The sequence below is a fragment of the Nocardia pseudovaccinii genome (assembly GCF_050942345.1).
GTDB classification, from domain to species: Bacteria; Actinomycetota; Actinomycetes; order Mycobacteriales; family Mycobacteriaceae; genus Nocardia; species Nocardia pseudovaccinii.
Genome location: NZ_CP192074.1, coordinates 1,840,576 through 1,859,046 on the forward strand (window position 1 = coordinate 1,840,576; position 18,471 = coordinate 1,859,046).

Genomic DNA, 18,471 nt, shown 5'->3' on the forward strand with positions numbered 1-18,471 from the left:
GGCGCGGGTGAAGGGGTGAGCAGTCCGGTGCGCACGCATGGATGGTCGGGCACGGCACCCGTGGACGACGACGAAGCCGTCGATCGCATCCTGGCCGCCGCGCGTCGAGCGATCGACCGATCGGGCGGCGACTTCAGCATCGCCGAGGTCGCGCGCGACCTCGGCGTCACCCGCCAGACCGTGTACCGCTATTTCCCCAGTGCGGAAGCACTTTTGACCGCGACCGCCATCGCGCAGACGACGCACTTCCTCGACGTCCTCACCGAGCACGTGAGCAAGATCCGTGACCCCGCCACCGCCGTCGTGGAAGGCATCGCCTACACCCTCGAACGTCTGCCCCACGAGAAGTACCTCAACCTGCTGCTCACCCCTGGCCGCGCCAGCGCCTTCTCCGCGGGCGTAACTTCCGACACCGCACTGGCGTTCGGCCGCTCGATCCTGCAACGCTTCGCGGTCGACTGGGCGGCCGCCGGGATCTCCGATCCCGATCTGGAGGAACTCGTCGAGCACATGCTGCGCATCGTCCAGTCGTTCGTCATCGACCCCGGCCGCCCGCCCCGGCGCGGCGCGGAACTTCGCACTTACCTCACCACCTGGGTCGCCCCGGCACTCGAGCCGAGATAGCCGGGTGTGGTCAGTCGACGCCGAGCGGTGGCCGGTGCAGGACGAGTTTGGTGGTGTGGGCTCGGTAGGCGTCGGGGGCATCGTCCCAGTCGGCGAGCAGGGTGGTGACGGTTTCGGCCGGGAACTCGGTGCGTGCGACGAAATCCAGCAGGGCCGGTAGCACCGGACGCACTTGGGAGACACCGATTTTCAGGGTCGCGTCATTCGCGTACATGTGCATCAGCGGCACCTTCGTACCAGGCGGGAGGTAGTAGCCGACGGGTGTGCAGATTCCGCCGGGTTGCAACGCACGCAGGGCGGCGTCGACACCTGCGGCGGTGGAGGTGCCTTCGACGACGATGTCGTAGCGGCGTGACGGCAGATCAGCGCGACGTAGCTTTCCTTTCTTGACCGGATGTGCTCGCGCACCGAGCTTTTCGGCGATCGCGAGGCGTTCGGACCGGTGATCGACGTAGTCGACGACCTCGGCGCCGTGTGCGACGGCCAGTCCGGCGGCGTAGAGCCCGATGCTCTGGGCTGCGCCACCGAGGAGGAGCACCGACCCGCCGGGTCGTTCTGTCAGCGGCGCGACGACACACCGCCATGCGTCGGCGAGATTGTCGCTGGCGGCGGCCACCCGCAGCGGGTCGAGTCCGTCGGGTAGGCGCACGAGCATGTGGTCGGCATACGGGATGCGCAGGCGGTCGGCGACCATGCCGCCCCACGGTCCGCTGGCAGGTCCGAATCCGAAGGCGGCCAGGGGGCCGGTGCGGGTGGTGGAGCATTTGGCGGTGAGCCCGCGCACGCATTCGCGGCACTCGCCGCAGGACACCGCCCACGGCACGACGACGAAGTCGCCGCGCGTGAGACCGGTTACGCCCGAACCGGTTTCGAGGACTTCGGCGATGCATTCATGGCCGATGCCGAAGGGGCCCTGGAACGGGACCGGTCCGCAGATACCGGACACTACCTGGTCGATCAGCCCGGCCCGGATACCCAGTTGCATGGCACGCGAGACGTGGCGGTGTATGGGTAGGGTGTCGCCGTCGCAGCGGCCCGCGACGAACGGGCGCACGATGGCATCCCGCGCGTCGGTCAGGACCGGATCGGGGCGTTCACGCCACTCGAGGTGGTTGGTGCGCAGGAAGTTCAGTTCCCGCATCAGCCGCGCGCCTGTGCCGCAAGGGCTTTCAGTTCGGCGAAGCGCACGACGGTGCCTGCCGCGCCCCAGGTGCCCTCGGGTTGTTCGTGGATGAGCACCCAGACTCGCAGTGCGTCATCCGCGCCGAGTCCGGCCGCTGCCAGCACATCGGCGGTCACCTCTTTGATCAAGCCCTCCTTACGCCGATCGGAAAGCGCGCCCTCCGGCACGGTGACATCGACTCGGAACCGCGGCAGATCGTCCTCGGCGCTGCTGAAGCCACCATCCGGTACTTCATCGATGCGGCACCACGCCTGCGCGCGGAAGAACGCGGTGTCAGGTGCACCCTCCCACTTCAGCAGGGTGGCGGGCAGCGTCTGCTGCAAGGTTCGGCGGGTCTCCGGGGAAAAGACCGCCGCGGGCAGGGTGAGCTGGATCATCGGCATGGGAACACCTCCGTTATAACGACTGTTATATGTCGTGCACGGTACGCTATGACAGTCGTTATGAGCAAGGGAGTGTGATGGCGCAATCGGAGGCGCGAGATCGAATGGTGGCCGGTGCGGCCGACATGCTGCGCCGTCGCGGGCTGAACGCGACCAGCGTGCGCGAACTGGCCAAGCACTCCGGCGCCCCTCTCGGCTCGACCTATCACTACTTTCCCGGCGGTAAATCCCAACTCGCCGCCGAAGCCGTCCGTTTCGCCGACGCCCTGGCCGCGCGCAAACTCGCCAGGGAACTCCCCGCCGGACCGGTCGCCGGGCTACGAGCATTCGCGGACATGTGGCGAAAAGTAGTGGTGGACAGCGATTTCCGTGCCGGATGTCCGGTACTGGCCGTCTCGGTCGAAGACCAGTCCGACGCCGACGACGAACCCCGCCGCGCCGCAGCCGCCGCCTTCGACCACTGGACCGAACTACTCGCCGATTCTCTCCGCACCCACGGCGCGACCCCCGCCGCCGCCGACCGAACCGCCACCCTGATCGTCGCCGCCATGGAAGGCACCGTCGCCATGTGCCGAGCCCAACGCAGCACCCGCCCCCTCGACCAAACCGCGGACGCCCTCGAAAACGTCGTGCGCGCGGTGACCGACCAGGCCGCGAAGTAGTCCGTTACGGTCGACGGTTCAGCTGAGCATTTCGGCTCGAGAGTAGGATCGTGCTGGTCGGGGATGGGTTTTGGTCGGTGTGAAATGCCGACGATCGGGCGGTTTGAATAGAGGAGTACTCGCGATCCGTCATCGGATTGGAGGATTGATCATGCTTCGTATTTCACTATTGGTCGCAACTGGTGCCGCAGGGATCGGCGCGGTGCTTTTTCCGGTGAGTGCGCAGGCTGGCCCGGGTGATCCTGGGACGCCCTGTGGGGACCAGATGGTTATGAATACGCACCAGGAGTGCGTTCAGATCGGCAGCTTTTGTACGTTGTCGGATGGGATGATCATCGGGAATATCGGGCCCGATGGGCGATGTGTTATTCCCGGTACGAATATTTGAGGCTGTTGAATCCGCTGTTACACCTGATTCGATTCGGGTGCAGTGGGTTTCGTGTCGGTCGGGGTGAAAGTTATTGAGGCTAGCGGCCTCTGGGGTATTTGCTTACTACTGTACCGTCGGTGTCGGCGGCCAGGTAGGCGCCGCCGTAGTCGTCGGTCAGGTAGACCATGACTGTCGGCTTGTCGTTGTTGAAGGTCCAGGCCGGGTCGACGATTACGTAGCGGAGGGTGGGGGTGGGGATGCCGAGGCTTTCGTCGGCGGTGCGGAACAGGTCGGGGAGGATGTCCCAGTTGATCGAGCTCAGCTTTACGGTGGCTTTGTCCGAGAGTGGGCCGCCTGCGCCCTTTCGGGTGGCCGTTCCGTCGCGGTAGACGAAGAGGTCGTAGAGGTTGGGGTTGTTCTTGACCGGGGCGCCGACGTTGGCGTAGGTCGGGTAGAACGTCGCTTCATTGAATTCGTCGCTGCCGGAGACCTTTTCGAGTGCGGCGATGGCCTGGCGGATGCTGGTCGGGGTCAGGAGGTCGACGGGTTTGCCGGTCCCGGGCGCTCCGGACGGGCTTGCGGAACGACTTGTCGTGGGGAATTCGTTGGTCGCGGGTGGATTGCCAGGAGTGGCCTGGTTGCCGGACGAATCGGGGCGCAAGGCGACTATCGCCAACGTGGCGACCATGGCAGCGAGGACTACGGCGGCCGCGAGACCGATGACGATCCCGCGTGAGCGTGGTTTGTGCGCAGGGGGATTCGTGGAGCCGTATGGGTGCGGCGAGGGTGTCGTGCCGCTGGATCCGTGGAACTCCCCGACTGAGCCAGGCGCATTGAAGGCACCGGGTGCATTGCCCGCGCCTGGCGTGTTGAACCTGCCGGGTGCACGGGCTGCATCGGGTCTGCTGAATGCGCCGGGTGTGTCGGCCACGCCTGGCATGCTGAATGCGGGTGTATTGCCGACACCGGGTGTGCTGAATGCGCCAGCTGTGTTGCGTGCGCCTGGCGTGCTGAATGCGCCGGGCGTGTTGCCTGCGCCTGGCGTGCTGAATCCGCCAGGCACGTTGCCCGCGCTCGGCGCTTCGAATCCGCTGCGTGCATCTCCTGCACCTGGGGCGTCGAATCCACCGAGTCCATAGGCTGCCCCTGGGGTGCTGAAGCCAGGTCTTTGGGCCGCGCCTCGGGCATTGAATCCACCCGGCGCATCGGCCACATCGAACCCGCCCTGCCCGCCAAGAGCCTCTGGACCACTGCGCCCGCCCTGCTCGCCAGAAGCTCCCGGACCACTGCCCGCGCCCAGTCCACCAGAAGCCCCCGCACCACTGCCCCCACCCAGCACATCGAACACCGTTGGCGCACCGGCAAACCCAACCGCCTGCGCGAGCATCAGATCCACCTGCTCGGCACTCGGCCGACGATCCGGATCGGGCACCAACAGCGCCGTCAACACCGCCGTCAACACTCCGGCCCGCTGCGGCGGCGGCACTTCCCCTCTGATCACGGCAGCGAGCGTGGCAACGGTCGACTCCCGCCGCATCGGGTGAAACCCTTCCACTGCGAAATACAGCAGCAAACCGAGTGACCACAGATCAGAGGCCGTATGACCCTCCTGGCCGCTGAGCCGTTCCGGCGCAACATAATCCAGCGAGCCGACCACACTGCCGGTGGAGGTCAATCCGGTCATATCGTTGAGCGCTGCGATACCGAAATCGGTCAGGACCGGGGAACCGTCTTCGCGCAATAGCACATTCGCGGGTTTGATATCGCGGTGCAGTACGCCCACCTGATGCGCGGCACGGAGGGCGGCAAGGATACCCCGGCCGAGGTGCGCCACTTGCGAAGGCGGCATCGGCCCACCCGCCAGGTGATCGGCGAGGCTCTGGCCGCGAACCAGTTCCATGACGATCCATGGATGCGCCACTTCGGGTGAATCCACGATGTGGTGGATGGCAACGACATTCGGGTGACCGATCCGGGCCAGCGCCCTGGCCTCCCGCAGCACTCGCTCGCGGTGCACCCCGGGCGAGCCTGCGCCATCGGTCTCGGCCCGCACCTCCTTGAGTGCGACCTCTCGGTGCAGCGCGAGGTCATACGCACGCCACACCGTCCCCATACCGCCGCTACCGAGCGGCTCGAGCAACTCGAAACGCCCGTCGACCACTGCACGCTCGGAAATCACGGCGCAAGCCTATGGTATCGGCGCGCCTATGCGACATACGTGTTTCACATACCTCATCCGGCGGAGATGAGGCGGTCCAGCCCGGCGAGGATGTTGTCGCGCAGGTTGGGCCAGGCTGGGGCGAACGAGGCGCCGCCGGGGAGCGCGGTCACCGCCACCGCGCCGCACATCGAGGAAACGGTGATGCGTAGCCAGTCGCGCGCACCGGGAGTGGCGGCCAGGGTCGCCGCGATATCGGTGACGGTGGCGAAGGCCAGCGTGTCGATCTGTGCGATGAGGTCGACGACAGCGTCGGCGATTTCCGGATCCGTGCGGGCGGCGGCGACGAATTCCAGCAGCGCAGCGGTGAGTGGTTGGTTGGCGGCCATCCAGAGCACGTCGACCAGCAGCGCGGCGCGCTCGCGTTCGGTATCGGCGTTCGGTGGATCGGCGCGCAGGGCTTCGACGAAGACCTCCGCGAGGTGGATGGTCGCGGCCTTCACCAACTCGCTCTTGGTGGGGTCGCGGTCAGTGGTCTCACTGTGATCTATCAGGCGTATGTGCATACCGCGGGCCGTCGACTCGATCCGGCCGAGCGGGAACTCGTCTACCAGACGATCCGTGCGAGCGTCGAGCCGCTGGAGCTGCCCGGCCGTGGCACCCGACTTCCGGCGACGCTGGCCGAAATGACCGAGTACTACGCGGATGTCGCACGAAACAAGCTGGCGGACAACGAATTCCTGCAGTTCGCCCGGCGCAGCCTCACTACCCTTCCGTTTCCGACGCTGCTGCTACCTGCGATCATCCGCGTGCTCGCAGAACCGCTGTGGCGTGCCACGCTGCCCGTCGCGACCCGCCCGGTCCTGATCTGCTCGGTAGGCGCGGCGCATCCGAAAATGCGCGAGCTGCTCGGCTCGGACTGGAAGACCCGGCACCGCCTCGAATTCGCCTTGTACACAACGGTTGCCACCCTCGCTTGGCAACACCTGCCGCGTCGGCTCACCCTGACGCCGTTGGCCCACAACCGATTCCGATACGAGAAGATCCGGGCTCGATACAAGAGCCTGCAGCTGAACTCATTCGCCGCCTCGGCCTGAACCGCGCTACTTCCCGGTGCCGACCAACTGGTCGAAGAAGGCGCGATAGCTGCGCAGCGCCAGCCGCAGATCCTCGGTATCGCCGTCCTCCTCGCGCGACCACAGCCGTTCCAGCGACTGCTTCCGCTCGGCCAGCGCGGCGGACAACTGCTGAACCGTCGCCATGACCAGATCGTCGGCCTGTGTCACCGCGTCGTGCGGGCTGTCCACGAAACCGCCCTGCAACTGCCGCCATGCGGTGCGCAGGCGTTCGACATCGGCAGCACCGAAGAGCGGCTGATCTCCGATTTCCTGCTGCCCTGCGGCCGTGCGCTCGTCTGCCGCCGCTGTGCTCTCGCCCGCAGCCGTGTCACCGCCCGCAGCTTCGCGCTCGTCCGCAGCGCTCTCGCCTGCGCCCTCCCGCTCAGCCGAAGTGGCCCCGCCCCCGCTCGCCTCGGCCTCCGAAATCGGCGCCGAGCCATACGAAGCAGCCGAATCGACCTCGGTTCCGGTGCGTGTTCCGGTCGGCGAAACACCTTTCGGCACTTCGTTTTCCAGATTTCGCTCCCGGTCCTGTTCCGTACTCATCGCTTTGCGTCCTTCTTCTCTTCCGGCGTACCGCCGAGCAGGTCCTCGAACAACTCGCGGTACTGCACCACCGCGAATCGCATGTCCTCGGTGGAGATTCGGGTATCGGAGCGCCGGATCGCGATCTCGTGCGCCGCGCGATAGTGACCCACCGTCGCCGCGTGCTCGACGGACAGATCGGCGAGCTGCTGGTCATACCCTTCGGTGGGGTAGCCGCGCTCGGCCATGATGTCGGCCACCAGCACATCGGCCGCGGTCACCGCATCCGCCGGAGCGTCGACGAAGCGCTCCTGCATCCGCGCCCACTCGGTGCGATACCGCTGCTTCTCCTGCTCCGACAGCTCCCGGATATCGAGCTCGGCATGACGCCGCTCCCGCTCGGTCAGTTCACGGTCGGTGGCTTTACGGCTGTCCAGCTCTTCCCTGGTCCGGTCGTATTCGGGCCCGAACTTCTCGCGCAGCCGCTTTCTCCGCAGCACCGGCCAAGCCGCGACCAGCAACCCGGCCACGACCAAAACCACCACCACGACGACCACAATTGCTATCACTGCAGAAGACACGCGATCCTCCTAGCTCAGACGGTCGTGTCATCCACGTAATGCCTCGCCGACGCCCATCCAAACCTCAGGAACGCACGTCGACCGGCTCCGGCACGGGCGTCGCTTCGCGCGGCGCGGTGCGGCGACTGTTCAGCCAGGCGCCGACGAACATCAGTGCGGCCCCGAGGGCTTGCGTCAGCGAGATGGACTCCCCGAGCAATATCCACGCGCAGCTGAGACCGAAGGCGGGCACGAGGAACATCGCCGCCGCCGCGGTCGCCGGTCCGACCTGACTCACCGCTCGGTAATAGAGGACATATGCGAGGGCGGTGGGCAGCGCGCCGAGATAGGCCTGATTGAGCCAGAATCCGAGGTCCAACTCCGACCACCGGACGTCGGAAAGTTCCGGAGCGGCGATGAGCCCGAGCGCGAGCGTGCCCGCGGCGGTGGCGTACACGGTGACGGTCGGAGCGGACAGCCGAGACAACAGCGGCGCTCCGAGCATCGTGTAACTCGCCCAACAGGCCGCCGCCGCAAGGAAAACGAGATCGCCGAGGAGCCGATGGGATCCGGTCGCGGGGATGCCGAGAAAGAACACACCGGCACCGGCGATCGCGAGGGTCAGCCCCACCATTCGGATGCGAGACAACCGAGTACGGCCGAGCAATGTCGTCACGGCTACCGTGAAAATTGGTGCGGCCATCGGCACGATCACGCTGCCGTCCGCCGCGGGGGCCAAGGCAAGCCCGAGAAAGAACAGAAAGTTATAGCCGAATACCCCGACCAATCCGAGCCCGGCCGCGCGAGCGGCATCGGCGGCGGGCAGCCGCGGTGCTCGCAGCACGATGAGCAGCACAACCGTGCCGATCAGAAATCGCAGAAATCCGGCAACCGCATGCGGCACCTCGTTCACCGCAAGTTTCGAGGAGGCGAACGCGCTGCCCCACAGCGCCATGACCAGGACCAACAGCAATCGGATACGCACAGGTCGATCATCGGCGGGGGCCGCGCCCGAGTATTGAACGCTGGTGCGGTGACAATGGACCGGTGACCGAGCGTGAATGGGTCGACTACCGGCGAATGGCGGACCGCCCGGTCGAGGTCATGCACGCGCATTTCGAACGGCACGTCTACGACCTGCACAGTCACGAGACGTACTCGTTCGGACTGACCGAATTCGGCGCGCAGACCTTCGACTGCCGCGGCGCCACGCGCACCAGCGCGGCGGGCATGGTGATGGCCTTCAATCCGGACGAGCCGCACGACGGCCACAGCACGACCGAACTCGGATTCACCTATTGGATCGCGCATATCGGATCCGAGTTGATCACCGATCTGCTCTCCGACCGCGCGGGCCGCGCGACCGGTCTGCCGTTGTTCGCCGACCCGGTGCTGCGAGATCCGGTGCTCTCATCGGCTCTACACCGGCTTTGTGCGAGTCTGATCGGCCCCGCCACCGAACTCGCCGCCGACGAGGCATTGGCCGCGTCGGTCGCGGCACTGGTCCAGCGCGGCACCCGAACGCCGACGAGAACCGCTGTGGTACCGGCTGGTTCGGCAGCCGATATCGCACGACGGGTCCGCGCGGTACTGCACGATCGCTATCTCGACCCCATCTCGATGGACGATCTGGCCGAAGCCGCGGAATGCAGCCGGTTCGCACTGTATCGTGCCTTCCGCACCAATTACGGTCTGGCGCCGAGCGATTACCAACGACTGCTGCGGCTGCGCACGGCGCGCAGATTGATCGCCGCGGGCCGACCGATCAGCCAGGCGGCGATCGATGCCGGATTCGCCGATCAAGCCCATCTGACCCGCTGGTTCCGGCGCTGCTACGGCATTACGCCCGGAGTGTATTTCGAAGGGGGTCAGGGCTCGACGGGTTCGAGTGTCGCACCGGTGAACGTCACGAAATCCGGTCCCTCGGTGAAACTTTCGGAGGTTTCCTCGCCGATGTAAAGGTCCAGATGCCGTGGGCCGCCGAGTCCCGGCGTGAATTCGTCGCCGATCGTCCAAGTCGCGGCGCTGAATTTGCCGCATACGTTGTCGGATTTTGCGTTCCCACAACCGGTGAGCCGCAATCGAGTTCCCGGCTCGATGCCATCGGCGGCCGCACTCTCGAACGGATGCAGCGCCTCGCCCCGGGTGTCCCGCGGTTCGGTGTCGAGCCAGAAGCCGACATCGTAGGACCAGTTCAGATATTGACCCGCGTGCCCGCCGCTGGTGATCCGGCCGGTGCCCTCATCGCGCACCACATCGATGAAATCCTCTGGTAACGAGCCGATTTCGACATTGGCCTCGGTGCATTCGAGATCGCCGCAGCCGCGCACGGTTTCGAGCGGTCCGGAGTGGTAGGACTCGACTGCGGTGTAGTACACCGTCACCGTCCAGCCGTTCCATTCGTCGGCCTCGGTATCGAGTCCGCAGCCCACGGCGAGCGGCGACGCCACGAACAGTGACGCCGCGACCACCCCGAACCCGAACCTCACCGCAGCGATATTGCCCGACGCCCCGGGTGCCGCGCCACTCGGTGGCCTACCGAGCGGGCGGACGCGGCCACGGATTCTCCTCGAGATGCTCTATCGACATATTGAACCGAGAGATGAGCCCGCTCAACTGCGCGATATCGGCGGCCGTCCAGTCGGCGACGACCGCGCCGATGCCCTCCTGACTCTGCTCGCGATCGGCGGTCACCAATTCCAGGCCCTTGGCGCTGGCCCGGATCTTGCGGGCAATGCCGCCGTCCGGATCGGGGACGCGCTCGACCAAGCCCTGCTTGAGCATCGCGGCGACCTGCCGGTTGATGGTGGAGATATCGAGCTGGAAGGCCTCCGACAGCTCGCGCAGGCTGAGCGGGAAGTCCATCTCCAGTCTGGTCAGGATCAGATACGCCGACCGGTCGAGCTGGAAGCCGGGCCTGCGCAACAGCGAGGCCGGGAAGTGCCGGGAGAGCAGGGTCAACTCGAAGACGAGGCGGGTGAGTTCATCGTCATTCTCGGGGCCTGATTCGGGCATGGCCCACACTATGTCGGCTGAATCACGCCGATTGCAAATTGTGCACGATACATAGGGTGTGTACCGTACATATTCATGACTGTTGCAGCCGACGCGTCCTCGACCGTCACCGAGAACGACGCCCGGCGCCGTCCCGCATCCGGCCTACTCATCGCGACCCTCGGCATGGTCGGTGTCGTCGTATCGCTGATGCAGACGCTGGTCATTCCGATCATTCCCACACTGCCGACGCTGCTGGACACCTCGGCGTCCAATGCGTCCTGGGTGATCACGGCGGCCCTGCTGGCCGGTGCCGTCGCGACCCCGATCAGTGGCCGACTCGGCGATATGTTCGGCAAGCGCCGGGTGCTGTTCGCCAATCTGGTGTCGATGGTCGCCGGTTCGGTGGTGTGCGCGCTGTCCTCCTCGCTCGCGCCCGAAATCATCGGGCGCTCGCTGCAGGGTGCGGCGGTCGGCGCGATCCCGCTCGGCATCAGCATCATGCGTGACGAATTGCCCGCCGAGAAGGTGGGTTCCGCGATGGCGATCATGAGTGCCACGCTCGGTGTCGGCGGTGCGCTCGGCCTGCCGCTGGCGGCGGCGATCGCGCAGAATGCGGACTGGCACATGCTGTTCTGGACCGCGGCCGGGCTCGGTGTCGTCTGTGCCGCACTGGTTTTCGTCTTCGTACCGGAGTCACCGGTGCGCACGCCCGCGCGTTTCGATTTCGGTGGTGCGGTCGGACTGTCGATTGCGTTGCTGGCCTTGCTGATTCCGATCACCAAGGGTGCGGACTGGGGCTGGGGCAGTGCGAGCACGCTCGGCCTGTTCGCGCTCTCCCTCGTGACATTCCTCATCTGGGGCTACTTCGAACTGAAGCAGCGCTCACCGCTGGTCGACCTGCGGGTCTCGGCGCGGCCGCGTGTCCTGTTCACCAACCTCGCTTCCATCGCGGTCGGCTTCGCGCTCTACGGCATGTCGCTGACCTTCCCGCAGCTGATGATGGCGCCGGAGCAGACCGGATACGGGTTCGGCCTGTCCATGGTCAATGCCGGATTGGCGCTGGCCCCAACGGGATTCGTGATGATCCTGCTGTCGCCGGTGTCGGCGCGGCTGTCGGCGGCGCGCGGCCCGAAGGTCACGCTGGCGCTCGGTTCGGCGGTGATCGCGGTCGGTTATCTGTGTGCCGTAGTGCTGATGAACAGTGTCTGGGAGCTCATGATCTCGGCGATGATCGTCGCGGGCGGTGTCGGTCTGGCCTATGCCGCGATGCCCGCGCTGATCATGGGCGCGGTGCCGCTCACGGAGACCGCCGCGGCCAACGGCCTCAATTCGCTGATGCGCTCGATCGGTACTTCGACCTCGGCGGCGGTGATGAGCGTGGTGCTCGCCCACATGACGATGCAGCTCGGCTCGCATGTACTGCCCTCGCGCGACGGCTTCCACACCACCTTCCTGATCGCCACGGCCGCGGCTCTGGTCGCCATCGTGCTCACGCTCGTCATTCCGATGCGCAAGGCAGCCGATGCCGCCGATAAGACCGGGCACGCCTGATCATCGGGTCATGAGCACGAACGGCCACGGGGCCGATCCGCAACGGCGAGGATCGGCCCCGTTGTCGTTCGATGGCCTGCGGTTCAGTCGATCGGCACCAGGGTGTACATCCACCATGGCCGCCGCGGGAATTCGGACATGAAGACGTTCAATGTCATTCGGCGCGGTTCGCGACGCGCCGGATCGCGCACATGGATGCACGGTCTGGCGATATCGGCCGGTGCGACATCGGTGAGCCACAGTTGCTCCCACTCCGGCGCCGACCGGCAGGCGGAGATGATCTTGTCCAGTCGCTCCTGCGGCACCAGGCCAGGCGCCATCATCCGCAGCGCGTAGACCATCAGATGCGCCTCGTTGTGCCACTCGTGCACGGCGTGTCGGGCCGCCGGATTCAGCATCGTCCACTCGAGGATATTGTCGCCGGGCTCGAGTCCGGGAAATAGCCGCAGGTAAGCGGAGTTCGCGGCGACCAGATCGAAGGTGGGCACGATCTGGAACCAGGCGGGCTGGGCAAGGCTGCGCAAAGTGCGCAGATCGGTGGGCAGTGGCACGCTCGGCGCCGGGCCGAAGGTCTCCGGAAACTGGCTCGCCTGTGTGAGACTCACAATGTGGTCGCGGAAGAACACCGGTACGCCCAGCGCATCGAACAACCGGCCAAGTGTCGCCGGGGTCGGCGCGACCACCCCCTGTTCGAAATCCTCGATCACCGTCTGCGGGAATCCGGTGGCCACGGCCATCGCGGCCTGGGTGAGCCCGGCCGCTGCACGGCGCTCGCGCAGGTAGCGGGCGATCGAAGGGCGGGTAGCCGCCATGGTGGTATGCCTCCTGATTCCCTCGGGATCAAGAGTTGATCCCCCCGTTCATGTAGCCGGGTCAGCAGCCTAGCCTCGCTCCAAAAGCCTTGCCGCAACCTTCGATAACGCTTTCGATAACGCTAAGGTGCCAGTTCCACCGACTCGGCATAACGCCGCGCGAGGGTGCGCAGGTGCGCAACCAGTTCCGGTGGGCCGTCGACCCGGAAGTCCATCATCAGCATGCTCAGGTAGATGGCAATGGTCTCCAGGGCATCCGCGCCGGTCAGCAGAATGCAGGTATCGGCGTCGACGGCCTCGACCACGCCGACGGCCGGGTTGATGCGGGCGATCACCGTCTCGGCGGGCGCCAGGACCGTCACCCGGGCATGCACCTTCCAGCCCGTGCTGGCGACATGGCGCATGACGAAGGCCACCAGATCGTCGTCGGGCAGTGACCGTGCGGCGAAGCGACGTGACCCCGCGACGGCGCGCTGCACCTGGGCGACGGGAATCGCACGCCAGGAATGGGTTTCGAGGTCATAGGCGACCAGATACCAGCGGCGCTGCCAGTTGATCAGCCGGTAGGGCTCGATTTCGTTGTCCGCGTCGGGATTCAGGCCGATATGCACGGTGGCGCCATCGCGGATGGCGCTCGCGAGTGTGGTCAGTATCGCGGCCGGCACCGGTGCATCCGGTTCGCGTGAGCCGGTGGTCGCCGGTCCGATGGCGGTGGCGTTGCGCAGCGCAGTCACCTTGCGCTGCAAGCGTTTCGGCAGGATCTGCTCGAGTTTGGCCAGTGCGCGGGCCGCGTTCTCGGTGATATCGGCGATGCCGGTGGAGCCGTCCTCGGCCAAGCCGATGGCCACGGCCACCGCGACAGTCTCATCGTCGTCGAGCAGCAGCGGCGGCATGGTGCTGCCGCGGCCGAGTCGGTAACCGCCGATCGCACCCCGCTCGGCATGCACCGGATAGCCGAGTTCGCGCAGTCGCTGGATGTCGTTGCGCAGCGTCCGGTCCGTGATATCGAGCCGTTCGGCCAGCTCACGGCCGGTATGGGCGCGGTCTTGCAGCAGCGAGAGCAGGCGAAGAACGCGCGTTGTGGTGGCCGCCACTGTCGCCTCCGGAAATCTTTTCGGATGAAGCCGATGTATTAGGAATGAAACTAGCCTAATGGCCTCATAGGCTTGGTGACATCAGCAAGAAGGAAAAAGAAAGGCCAGCCATGAACATCACCACCGCCGCCGACGCCACCGCGACCCTGCGCCCCGTCTGGCGTGATGTCCTCGCCACCTCCTACCGCGCACTGACCGATGTGGTCGCGGGTATCGGCGACGGCCAGTGGCAGCTGGCGACCCCGTGCTCGGAATGGGATGTCACGCAGGTGATTCAGCACGCCGCGGGCGATCAGCTCGCCTTCGCCAAGGCGCTCGGTATCGGAATCGGCCCCACCTACAACCCCTTCGCACCGTCCGGCGCCATCGACGGCACGGCCGTCGAGTTGGTCCGCGATGCGGTCGAGCAGACCGCGACCGCCTGGGCCACCGTCACCGACGAGACGGAGACCGTACCCACCCCGCTGCCGCACGGCGACCTGCCGACCCCCGTCGCCGCGGTCATGTGCGCCTTGGACGCGGCCGTGCACGCCTGGGATATCGCGATCGCGACCGGACAGCCGTCCCCGTTGAACGATGAACTCGCCGGACACCTGCTCACCGCGGCGCGGACCATGAACCCGGCGCCCGGCGGCGGCCCAGAGGCGGAAATCGTTGAGCCGCTGCGTCAGTGGGGTGCCTACGCCGCGATCGTCGACGGCGCGGCGGATGACACGGCGATCGCCGAATTGCTGCGCTACCTGGGTCGCGATCCGCAAGCCTGATGCGACCGGGTCCGAGCGTGCAGAGTGCACGCTCGGACCGGTCAGCGCGCGGTGACGAACCCTTCCGCCACCATCCAATCCCGCGCTACCTCAGCGGGTTCGCGGCCATCCACGTCGACCTGGCGATTCAATTCGGTGATCGCCTCATTGGTCAGCTTCTTCGATATCGGCGCCATGATGTCGGCAACCTGTGGATGCGCGTCCGCGAAGGACTTCCGCATCACCAGCGCCGCATTGTATTTCGGGAAGAAGCCCAGATCGTCCTTCAGCAGGACGAGCCCGAGCGCCGGAATCCGGCCGTCGGTGGCGGCGACCGAGCCGAACCGGCACTGCCCGGCATCGGCGGTGGCCTGATAGACCACCGCATCCTGCACGATCTGCTTGTGCACCTTGCCGACATCGATCCCGTACTTACGCGCCATTCCGGGATAACCGTCTTGGCGCACATTGAATTCGGTGCCGACGCACGTGGCGGCGGCGGCCGGATCGGTGGCGATCAGCCGGGCATAGTCGGACAGCGTGACGACACCGGTTTCCTTCGCGGTATCGGCGCTCATCACCAGCGCGTAAGTGTTGTTCATGGGGGCCATATCCGTCCACACGATGCCGTGCGCGGCCAGATCCGCGTCGCGAACCGCCTCGAACTGTCCGACTTCATCCGGGACCGGTGTCTCGTTGCCGAGATAGTTGATCCACCCGGTGCCGGTGTATTCGTAGGAGATGTCGATCTGACTGTGCAGCTGGGCATCGCGAACGCTGTTGGAGCCCTGGATATTCGTCAGGTCCCGGACCTGCGCACCCGCTGCGGACAGGGCGAATTCGATGAGATATCCCAGGATGTTCTGCTCGGTGAAGTCCTTGGAACCCACCGTAATCGAGACACCGTCGAGTTCGGGCACTGGACGAATACTGCCGGGACCCACCCGCAGCGGGACCGCGCTCCCGGACTGTAATCCGCAGGCGCTCAATACGAATACGGCCGCAAGGCCCAGCACCCACGCCCTCACTTCAACCCCCTCGGCCCCAGGTACTGTTCGGCCAGTGCACCGAGCCAGTCGACGAGCAGCGCCAGCGCGACCGCGAGGACGGCTCCGACCACCAGCGTGACGTTATCGCGCAACTTGTACCCGGTATCGATCAGAATGCCGAGACCACCCGCGCTCACCAGGAACGACAGCGTAGCGGTGCCGACGGCCAGCACCAGCGAGGTGCGCAGTCCGGCAAGGATATAGGGGATGGCGAGCGGAAATTCGATGCGGCGCAATACCGTCAGCGCCGACATGCCCTGGCCGCGTCCGGCGTCGATGACTGCGGGATCCACCTGCTGGTAGCCCAGGATCGTATTGCGCAGCACCGGGAGCAGCGAATAGAAGGCGATCGGCGCTACGCCGATCCAGAACCCGGTGGTGCGGGTGGCGAGGTAGAACAGCACGATCAGACCGATCGCGGGCGCGGCAGCGCCGATATTGGCGATGCCGACGAAAAGCGGTGCCGGACGGCGATATCCGGGCCTGGTGAGCAGTGTGCCCAGCGGTACCGCCACCGCGACGACTATCACCACGACCGTCGCGGTGATCAGCACATGCTGCCAGGTGACCGTCGCGATATTGGAAACGCTGATACTGGCCTGCTGGGTGACGGTGAGGTCGCGCCGGAATGCCCACACCAGCACACCCGCGGTGAGCACGAGCACGAGCGCCGGTTGGACCAGCAGCCGAATGCGTTCGGCCCGACGCAGTGTCGTCGGCGATGCCGTGGCCGGTGCGGTGGTCGCCGTGGTCATGTCGTCGCATCCGTCTCCGCGCCCGCATGGGTAGCGCGCATGGCCGACAGATGACCGACGAGCGTGTCGATCGTGATCAATCCGGCGTATTCACCGCGCCGACCGGTGACGACCGCGGTGGCGGTCTGCTCGGCGAGCAAGGCCTCCAAAGCATCCTGCAGTGTCGATTGCAGTGACAGCTGCTCACCGACCGAAGAGCCGACATCGCGCAGCGAATTCGCCTGTGCCAGTTGCTCACTCGACACCCAACGCAATGGCCGCTGTTGCGCGTCGAGAATCAGCGCCCATGGCCAATCCCGTCCGGCCAGCGCGGCGCGGAGGCTGTCGACCGAATCGGACTCGGGGGCCGTCGGGCAGCTGCCGAGCTCGACATCGCGGACCCGGGTGAGCGTGAGCTGCTTGAGCGAGGCATCCGCGCCGACGAAACCGGCCACGGTCTCATCCGCGGGATCGGCCAGGATCGCCGCAGGGGTGTCGTACTGCAGAATCCGGGATTGATTGCCCAGCACCGCGATTCGATCGCCCAGCTTCACCGCCTCGTTGAAATCATGGGTGACGAACACGATGGTTTTACCCAGTTCGGATTGCAGGCGCAGCAGCTCGTCCTGCAGCAGGCCGCGGGTGATCGGATCGACCGCGCCGAACGGCTCGTCCATCAGCAGCACCGGCGGATCGGCCGCCAATGCGCGTGCCACTCCGACACGCTGCTGCTGACCGCCCGAGAGCTGCCTGGGATAGCGATGGCGGTAGGTGTCGGGATCGAGGCCGACCAGCTCGAGCATTTCGTCGGTCCGCGCGGCGACCTTCTTTCGGTCCCAGCCGATCAGACCCGGCACTGTCGCAACGTTTTTCGCGACCGTCAGATGCGGGAACAAACCGGCCTGCTGGATGGAATAGCCGATGCCCCTACGCAATTGGTCCGGATTCACGCCGATGACATCGCGTCCGCCGATCGTGATGGTGCCCGAGGTCGGCTCGATGAGGCGGTTGATCATCCGCATGGTGGTGGTCTTACCGCAGCCGGACGGCCCGACCAGGACGACGATTTCGCCCGCCGGGATGGTCAGCGAAACCCGGTCGACAGCCGGATCGCGTTGGCCCGGATAGTGTTTGGTGACCTCGTCGAGCACGATCTCGACGCCGGATACCGCCGATGCCATACTGTCGCCGCGGATTTCGGTATCAGTCACGTAGTCCCCTCGAGGTGGTGAGTCGCCCGACGATGACGAAGATCCCATCGAGGATCAGCGCGAGTACGACAATCAGGATCGTCCCGACCAGCGCCTGCGGCACCGCATTCGGACTACCGAGCCGGGCCAGGCCGGAGAAGATCAGATTGCCGAGTCCGGGTCCTTTGGCATAGGCGGCAATGGCCAGAATGCCCATGATCATCTGGGTGCTGACCCGCATCCCGGTCAGGATCGATGGCCAGGCCAGCGGCAATTCGATGCGCGCGAGTACCCGGAGCCGGTTCATGCCGACCCCGCGCGCGGCGTCCACGATCGCCGGGTCCACCGAGGCCAAACCGATGATGGTGTTGCGCAGAATCGGCAGCAGGGCATAGAGCACCAGCGCCGTAATGGTCGGACCGACACCGAGTCCGAGGAATGGAATCAGCAGCCCGAGCAGCGCGAACGACGGGACGGTGAGTACGGCGCTTGCCAGCGCCGTCGCGACCGAGGATCCGAACGGGCTGCGGTAGACCAGTATGCCGATCAGCACGGCCACGATCGTCGCGAGCAGTATCGACTGCACCACCGCCGAGACATGCAAATACGAATCGGTGACCAGCTGTGCGCGCCGATGCACCACGAATGTCCACAGTGTGTCCAGGGCCTTACCTCCCCGTCGCCCGGTGTCCTCGGAGACTATCGCGCCTGCCGCTCG

Annotated in this window: 21 protein-coding genes; 6 read left to right on the plus strand and 15 right to left on the minus strand. The window is 66.0% G+C overall.

The features are described 5' to 3' along the window. Positions 1–27: 27 nt before the first annotated feature. Positions 28–624: a TetR/AcrR family transcriptional regulator gene (locus ACQPZ2_RS08265; protein WP_433525012.1), complete on the plus strand. Its 597-nt coding sequence runs from the start codon at positions 28–30 to the stop codon at positions 622–624. Between the two features lie 10 nt (positions 625–634). Here the strand turns inward: ACQPZ2_RS08265 and ACQPZ2_RS08270 are convergent, their stop codons facing one another. Continuing rightward, positions 635–1,765, minus strand: a complete 1,131-nt coding sequence (locus ACQPZ2_RS08270; protein ID WP_433525013.1) for a zinc-dependent alcohol dehydrogenase — start codon at positions 1,763–1,765, stop codon at positions 635–637. Further along, positions 1,765–2,190, minus strand: a complete 426-nt coding sequence (locus ACQPZ2_RS08275; RefSeq protein ID WP_433525014.1) for a tautomerase family protein — start codon at positions 2,188–2,190, stop codon at positions 1,765–1,767. Before ACQPZ2_RS08275 ends, ACQPZ2_RS08270 begins: the two co-directional genes overlap by 1 nt. Positions 2,191–2,267: 77 nt before the next feature. Here ACQPZ2_RS08275 and ACQPZ2_RS08280 point away from each other — a divergent pair, with 77 nt between their 5' ends. After that, complete coding sequence (locus tag ACQPZ2_RS08280) at positions 2,268–2,852, plus strand: TetR/AcrR family transcriptional regulator (protein WP_433525015.1); 585 nt, start codon at positions 2,268–2,270, stop codon at positions 2,850–2,852. A gap of 467 nt (positions 2,853–3,319) precedes the next feature. Here ACQPZ2_RS08280 and ACQPZ2_RS08285 read toward each other — a convergent pair whose 3' ends face one another. After that, entirely contained in the window at positions 3,320–5,401 is a 2,082-nt protein-coding gene (locus tag ACQPZ2_RS08285) for a protein kinase domain-containing protein (RefSeq protein WP_433525016.1), read from the minus strand. Between the two features lie 53 nt (positions 5,402–5,454). Continuing rightward, positions 5,455–5,883: a hypothetical protein gene (locus ACQPZ2_RS08290; protein WP_433525017.1), complete on the minus strand. Its 429-nt coding sequence runs from the start codon at positions 5,881–5,883 to the stop codon at positions 5,455–5,457. Between the two features lie 39 nt (positions 5,884–5,922). Here ACQPZ2_RS08290 and ACQPZ2_RS08295 point away from each other — a divergent pair, with 39 nt between their 5' ends. Continuing rightward, entirely contained in the window at positions 5,923–6,477 is a 555-nt protein-coding gene (locus tag ACQPZ2_RS08295; RefSeq protein ID WP_433525018.1) for an oxygenase MpaB family protein, read from the plus strand. Positions 6,478–6,483: 6 nt separating this feature from the next. Here the strand turns inward: ACQPZ2_RS08295 and ACQPZ2_RS08300 are convergent, their stop codons facing one another. The 3 genes from ACQPZ2_RS08300 to ACQPZ2_RS08310 all read right to left on the minus strand — a co-directional run bounded on the left by ACQPZ2_RS08300 (position 6,484) and on the right by ACQPZ2_RS08310 (position 8,568). Continuing rightward, positions 6,484–7,044 (minus strand): hypothetical protein, encoded by a 561-nt coding sequence (locus tag ACQPZ2_RS08300; RefSeq protein ID WP_433525019.1) that lies wholly within the window; start codon positions 7,042–7,044, stop codon positions 6,484–6,486. Further along, positions 7,041–7,604: a hypothetical protein gene (locus tag ACQPZ2_RS08305; protein ID WP_433525020.1), complete on the minus strand. Its 564-nt coding sequence runs from the start codon at positions 7,602–7,604 to the stop codon at positions 7,041–7,043. The genes ACQPZ2_RS08300 and ACQPZ2_RS08305 overlap by 4 nt, the downstream gene beginning before the upstream one ends. A 64-nt stretch (positions 7,605–7,668) precedes the next feature. Then, positions 7,669–8,568, minus strand: a complete 900-nt coding sequence (locus ACQPZ2_RS08310; protein WP_433525021.1) for a DMT family transporter — start codon at positions 8,566–8,568, stop codon at positions 7,669–7,671. A gap of 62 nt (positions 8,569–8,630) precedes the next feature. Between ACQPZ2_RS08310 and ACQPZ2_RS08315 the strand changes: the two genes are divergently transcribed. Beyond that, the gene (locus ACQPZ2_RS08315) at positions 8,631–9,542 is read left to right on the plus strand and encodes an AraC family transcriptional regulator (RefSeq protein WP_433525022.1); all 912 of its coding nucleotides are present in this window, start codon (positions 8,631–8,633) and stop codon (positions 9,540–9,542) included. Here the strand turns inward: ACQPZ2_RS08315 and ACQPZ2_RS08320 are convergent. Next, complete coding sequence (locus tag ACQPZ2_RS08320) at positions 9,452–10,072, minus strand: hypothetical protein (protein WP_433525023.1); 621 nt, start codon at positions 10,070–10,072, stop codon at positions 9,452–9,454. The two genes, ACQPZ2_RS08315 and ACQPZ2_RS08320, sit on opposite strands and share 91 nt — an antisense overlap. A gap of 46 nt (positions 10,073–10,118) precedes the next feature. Then, positions 10,119–10,598, minus strand: a complete 480-nt coding sequence (locus tag ACQPZ2_RS08325; protein ID WP_387296057.1) for a MarR family winged helix-turn-helix transcriptional regulator — start codon at positions 10,596–10,598, stop codon at positions 10,119–10,121. 75 nt (positions 10,599–10,673) lie between these two features. Between ACQPZ2_RS08325 and ACQPZ2_RS08330 the strand changes: the two genes are divergently transcribed. Continuing rightward, on the plus strand, positions 10,674–12,131 hold the full coding sequence (locus ACQPZ2_RS08330; RefSeq protein ID WP_433525024.1) for an MFS transporter: 1,458 nt from the start codon (positions 10,674–10,676) through the stop codon (positions 12,129–12,131). Positions 12,132–12,214: 83 nt separating this feature from the next. Here the strand turns inward: ACQPZ2_RS08330 and ACQPZ2_RS08335 are convergent, their stop codons facing one another. Continuing rightward, positions 12,215–12,943 (minus strand): helix-turn-helix domain-containing protein, encoded by a 729-nt coding sequence (locus ACQPZ2_RS08335; RefSeq protein WP_433525025.1) that lies wholly within the window; start codon positions 12,941–12,943, stop codon positions 12,215–12,217. Positions 12,944–13,065: 122 nt separating this feature from the next. Further along, complete coding sequence (locus ACQPZ2_RS08340) at positions 13,066–14,037, minus strand: helix-turn-helix transcriptional regulator (RefSeq protein WP_433525026.1); 972 nt, start codon at positions 14,035–14,037, stop codon at positions 13,066–13,068. 110 nt (positions 14,038–14,147) lie between these two features. On the opposite strand from ACQPZ2_RS08340, the gene ACQPZ2_RS08345 reads away from it, so the two are divergent. Next, on the plus strand, positions 14,148–14,801 hold the full coding sequence (locus tag ACQPZ2_RS08345) for a TIGR03086 family metal-binding protein (RefSeq protein ID WP_433525027.1): 654 nt from the start codon (positions 14,148–14,150) through the stop codon (positions 14,799–14,801). Positions 14,802–14,842: 41 nt separating this feature from the next. Here the strand turns inward: ACQPZ2_RS08345 and ACQPZ2_RS08350 are convergent, their stop codons facing one another. The 4 genes from ACQPZ2_RS08350 to ACQPZ2_RS08365 are packed head-to-tail and all read right to left on the minus strand — an operon-like array spanning position 14,843 to position 18,417. Beyond that, positions 14,843–15,808: a glycine betaine ABC transporter substrate-binding protein gene (locus ACQPZ2_RS08350; RefSeq protein WP_433525028.1), complete on the minus strand. Its 966-nt coding sequence runs from the start codon at positions 15,806–15,808 to the stop codon at positions 14,843–14,845. Further along, a complete protein-coding gene (locus ACQPZ2_RS08355; protein ID WP_433525029.1) occupies positions 15,805–16,584 on the minus strand; it encodes an ABC transporter permease in 780 nt (259 codons plus the stop codon). Before ACQPZ2_RS08355 ends, ACQPZ2_RS08350 begins: the two co-directional genes overlap by 4 nt. Continuing rightward, positions 16,581–17,744, minus strand: coding sequence for an ABC transporter ATP-binding protein (locus tag ACQPZ2_RS08360; RefSeq protein WP_433527358.1), 1,164 nt, complete (start codon positions 17,742–17,744; stop codon positions 16,581–16,583). Before ACQPZ2_RS08360 ends, ACQPZ2_RS08355 begins: the two co-directional genes overlap by 4 nt. Before the next feature lie 22 nt (positions 17,745–17,766). After that, complete coding sequence (locus tag ACQPZ2_RS08365) at positions 17,767–18,417, minus strand: ABC transporter permease (RefSeq protein ID WP_433527359.1); 651 nt, start codon at positions 18,415–18,417, stop codon at positions 17,767–17,769. Between the last annotated feature and the right edge of the window lie 54 nt (positions 18,418–18,471).